5 protein-coding genes are annotated in these 4,290 nt (G+C 33.0%); 2 read left to right on the top strand and 3 right to left on the bottom strand.

What is annotated here, in order from left to right:
* The first annotated feature begins 87 nt into the window (after positions 1 to 87).
* A complete protein-coding gene (locus B4L98_RS03920) occupies positions 88 to 555 on the top strand; it encodes a DUF4268 domain-containing protein (RefSeq protein WP_125350185.1) in 468 nt (155 codons plus the stop codon).
* Between the two features lie 41 nt (positions 556 to 596).
* On the opposite strand, the gene B4L98_RS03915 is transcribed toward B4L98_RS03920, so the two are convergent.
* A complete protein-coding gene (locus B4L98_RS03915) occupies positions 597 to 1,448 on the bottom strand; it encodes an ATP cone domain-containing protein (protein WP_125350186.1) in 852 nt (283 codons plus the stop codon).
* A 110-nt stretch (positions 1,449 to 1,558) separates the two neighbouring features.
* Here B4L98_RS03915 and B4L98_RS03910 point away from each other — a divergent pair, with 110 nt between their 5' ends.
* The gene (locus B4L98_RS03910; protein WP_291047092.1) at positions 1,559 to 2,143 is read left to right on the top strand and encodes a PhnA domain-containing protein; all 585 of its coding nucleotides are present in this window, start codon (positions 1,559 to 1,561) and stop codon (positions 2,141 to 2,143) included.
* A 44-nt stretch (positions 2,144 to 2,187) separates the two neighbouring features.
* On the opposite strand, the gene B4L98_RS03905 is transcribed toward B4L98_RS03910, so the two are convergent.
* A complete protein-coding gene (locus B4L98_RS03905) occupies positions 2,188 to 3,819 on the bottom strand; it encodes an ABC-F family ATP-binding cassette domain-containing protein (protein ID WP_291047093.1) in 1,632 nt (543 codons plus the stop codon).
* Between the two features lie 105 nt (positions 3,820 to 3,924).
* On the bottom strand, positions 3,925 to 4,290 hold a 366-nt coding region (locus B4L98_RS03900), incomplete at its 5' end, for an MBL fold metallo-hydrolase (RefSeq protein WP_414646666.1).

Raw genomic sequence — 4,290 nt, 5'->3', positions numbered from 1 at the left:
TAATAGAACAAGAATCAATCCAAGCTATTTTTCTCGAAATTTTGTTGAATAGAATATTAAACCGATTTTTGTAAAAAAATAATCAATTTGTTTTCAAAAGAAGATGCTTATCGTATAAAAAAGGATTTTTGGATTTCGTATGGAACGTATATGAAATTGCAGATGAATGCCGAAGGAACGCGTATTAATTGGATAAATTACAAAACGGATATAAAAGGTGTTTATTTTAGAACGGATGTCGAACGCAAGTTTGCAGAGGTTTCGATTGAAATTTCGCATCCAGATCCGTCAGTTCAACTGATGATCTATGAACAGTTTGAGGAATATGAAAATGTTTTGGAAAATTATCTTGGCGAAAAATGGATTTGGACAAAAGAAGATTATGACGAAGACGGAAAAATGATTTCGACAATAAAAATACGTTTAGAAAACATTAGTATTTTTAGAGAAACCGATTGGCCGCAAATTATTCCGTTCCTAAAAGATCGAATGATTAATTTGGATGAATTTTGGTGCGATCACAAAGATAGTTTTGAGATTTTTAAAGAATTATAAAGCAAAAGAAGCTCAATATTGAGCTTCTTTTTTATTTCATTTTAAGCAATTTCGCACGTAAAATTCTCGATTTCTAACAATTCATTCGTTTCTTCCAAAACTTCGTTTCGTTGTTCTTGAGACAAATTTAATGAATCTAAAAACTTATTATTTTGTTTTAAATCTTTCACCAAAATACATTCTTTTGACAAAAGAACTTTTTCTTGCTCTGGCGTCAAAGTCGTTAAACATGTAATTGGATACAAAGCCGCATTATCAACCAAATATTTGATACTATTTGTTTCTGGATAATCCCAAGAAATTAATCCAATTCCATAATAATTTGCAAAATCTATACTATCAGTTGTCAAATAAGCATTTGTTACCAAGAAACCTTTTGTTGGTTTCATATCTCGTCCAAAAAAATGATACGTATGACCTTCTACATCTTTCATTCGTGATAAAAAATACATCGGTGTTGTCACCGAAATTTTGGCATCTTCGTCATTTCTAAATTTACATTCGCAAAAAAGTAACTGATCACCTTTAGAAGCCACCACATCTATTTCGTGCGTTACCGCATTTCCTTGTACAATTTCTGAATGCAAAGATTGATATCCTGCCGCTTGCATCACTTTTCCAATCCACTTTTCGAAATAGTATCCTTCTGGTCCCAAATCTCGCAAAGCTCTTTTCAAGCTATAACGCGCCGCATACGAATTTCTATAATTTTTGAGATGGGCAAAAGCAATTTTATACAATTCTCTTGTCGGAATACCCTCGTAAAGATCTTTCGAAACTAATTCGAAAACTTCTTCAACTTCCTCTTTTTTTGCGCCAGATTTCGTTAATGAACGTTTTAAAGCTTTTGGATTATATGGAATTAACTCACCTGAGTTTTTCTTTACTAACATATTTTAAGGTTGAATTTTATTCTTAACGAATTTAAATAATTCTGATTAAAAATCCTTAAAAGTTTAAATTCTAAATAAAGGTTATCTTTGCAAAGCTTTAAAATCAACATATGAAATTAGAAACATTTTTACAAGAAAGAAGTGGCAACCAATGTGAGTTGACAGGATTTACAGAGGATTTAGCTATTTATGAAGTGAATCCTGATGCAAGTAGTAATCCTGATCGAAATGTTTACATTACACAAAAATGTATCAACCAAATTGAAAAGAAAGAGGAATTAGATGCTTCTTTTTGGGAATCATTTTTACTTTCTTCTATGTGGAGCGAAGTTCCTGCCGTACAAGTGCTTTCTTGGCGAATGCTAAATCGCTTTAGAAACGAATCTTGGGCTGCTGATGCTTTAGACATGATGTATTTAGATGACGAAAATATGGAGTGGGCAAAAGCTTCTGGCGATCACGAAGGTGACGGAAGTGTGGATTTGCACAAAGATAGCAATGGAAATATTTTGGTGAATGGAGATACGGTGACATTGATTAAAGATTTGGATGTAAAAGGTTCTTCTATCAATGCAAAAATTGGAACTGCTGTTCGAAACATTCGTTTAGTTCATGATAATACCGAACAAATTGAAGGAAAAGTTGACGGACAATTAATCGTTATTTTAACGAAATTCGTGAAAAAACAAGCATAAAAAAATCCACTCAGTTGAGTGGATTTTTTGTTTTTATCTAAAATTTACTTTTCTATTTCTTTCAAGTTTTCCATTTTCTTTGTTGCAAGAAAACCTTTGATATCTTCGAAATGTTCTTTGACACGTTTATTTCCAAATTCGAAAACTTTCTCTGCCAATCCATCTAGGAAATCACGATCGTGAGAAACTAAAATTACTGTTCCTTCAAATTCTTTCAACGCATCTTTGATAATATCCTTTGTTTTCATATCCAAGTGATTTGTTGGCTCATCTAAAATCAAGACATTATAAGGTTCTAACAACAATTTTACCATTGCCAAACGTGTTTTTTCTCCTCCAGAAAGCACTTTTACTTTCTTATCGATATCATCACCTTTGAACATGAATGCACCCAAAATATTTTTAATTTGTGTTCTGATATCACCTTCTGCAATGCGATCTACAGTTTCGAAAATAGTTAAATCTTCATCTAATAAAGCAGCTTGATTTTGAGCAAAATATCCGATTTGTGCATTATGACCAATTTCTAATTTTCCTTCAAAATCAATTTCATTCATAATCGCTTTAATCATTGTTGATTTTCCTTCACCATTTTTCCCAACCAACGCCACTTTTTGTCCTCGTTCGATGACCATATTTGCATCCTTAAACACAATATGATCACCATACGATTTATCTAAATTTTCGACTACAACAGGATATTGCCCAGAACGTGCAGCCGCAGGGAATTTCAATTTCAAAGCTGAAGTATCAACCTCATCAACCTCGATAATATCTAACTTTTCTAACATACGAACGCGTGATTGTACTTGTTCTGTTTTAGAGAAAGTTCCGCGAAAACGTTCGATAAATAATTTATTTTCGGCTATGAATTTTTGTTGCTCATCATAAGCTTTTTGCTGATGAATTCTACGATCTTGACGCAACACTAAATAGTCAGAATATTTGGCTTTGTAATCATAAATTCGTCCCATTGTAACTTCAATAGTGCGATTTGTAATATTATCGACAAACGTGCGGTCGTGCGAAATCACCATAACAGCTTTGGCTTGATTTTTCAAGAAATCCTCTAACCATTGAATTGATTCGATATCCAAGTGGTTTGTAGGCTCATCTAATAAAATCAAATCAGGTTTACGCAAAAGAATTTTAGCCAATTCGATTCGCATACGCCAACCTCCCGAAAACTCAGAAGTTGATCGATCCAAATCTTCTTGCGCAAATCCCATTCCTTTCAAAACCTTTTCCACTTCGGCTTCGTAATTTACTTCTTCTATCGAATAAAATTTTTCACTGACTTCCGAAACGCGTTCGATTAGCTTCATATAATCATCACTTTCGTAATCAGTTCGTACAGTTAATTGCTCATTTAATTCATCAATTTCATTCTTCATTGATAAATATTCAGCAAAAGCTTTTGACGTTTCTTCGCGAACAGAACAATTATCTTCGGTTAACAAATGTTGCGGCAAATATGCAATTACCGCATCTTTTGGTGCTGAAATATTTCCCAAAGAAGGTTTATTGATTCCTGCAACAATCTTAAGTAAAGTAGATTTTCCTGCACCATTTTTACCCATTAAGGCAATTTTGTCATTTTCATTTATCACAAAACTAACTCCACTAAACAACGTTGAAGAACCGAATTGAACGGCAATATCATTAACTGTAATCATAAATTTTATCGAATAATTGCGGCAAAGATAATCTTTTTCAACCGAGATCAAATCAATAAAAAAGCTTGAGATTATCTCGAGCTTTTATATATTGTAAAGAATTTCTTAAACCGTTAAATCTTCGCCAATTTCTAATAAAATCAATTGAATATGACGCGAAAAGAAAATAGATTTCGCTTCTGCTTTATCAATTTTAATTGGTGGAAAAGTATCATAATGATAACCCAAAACCTTAGTTGCTTGCACATATTCTGCCGCAATAGAAGCACTTTTTGCCCCCATCGTAAAATTATCTCCGATTGGTAAAATTGCTAAATCAAGTTGTCCAATTGTATCCGGAATCAACTTCATTTCGTATGTCAAAGCTGTATCACCAGCGATGTAAACTCGCTTTCCTTCACTTTCGATAATGTAACCATTTGGATCTCCTCCATATGTTCCATCAGCAAATGAACTCGAATGAAATGCAAT

The sequence above is a fragment of the Empedobacter sp. UBA5528 genome, assembly GCF_002426075.1.
GTDB classification, from domain to species: domain Bacteria; phylum Bacteroidota; class Bacteroidia; order Flavobacteriales; family Weeksellaceae; genus Empedobacter; species Empedobacter falsenii_B.
The sequence above is the reverse complement of the archived record's forward strand: the minus strand, read 5'-3'. Positions and strand labels throughout refer to the sequence as shown.

Excerpts from the sequence above, each read along its gene's own strand:
- B4L98_RS03915 (WP_125350186.1), bottom strand. The coding sequence starts at position 1,448 with ATGTTAGTAAAGAAAAACTCAGGTGAGTTAATTCCATATAATCCAAAA.
- B4L98_RS03910 (WP_291047092.1), top strand. The coding sequence starts at position 1,559 with ATGAAATTAGAAACATTTTTACAAGAAAGAAGTGGCAACCAATGTGAG.
- B4L98_RS03905 (WP_291047093.1), bottom strand. The coding sequence starts at position 3,819 with ATGATTACAGTTAATGATATTGCCGTTCAATTCGGTTCTTCAACGTTG.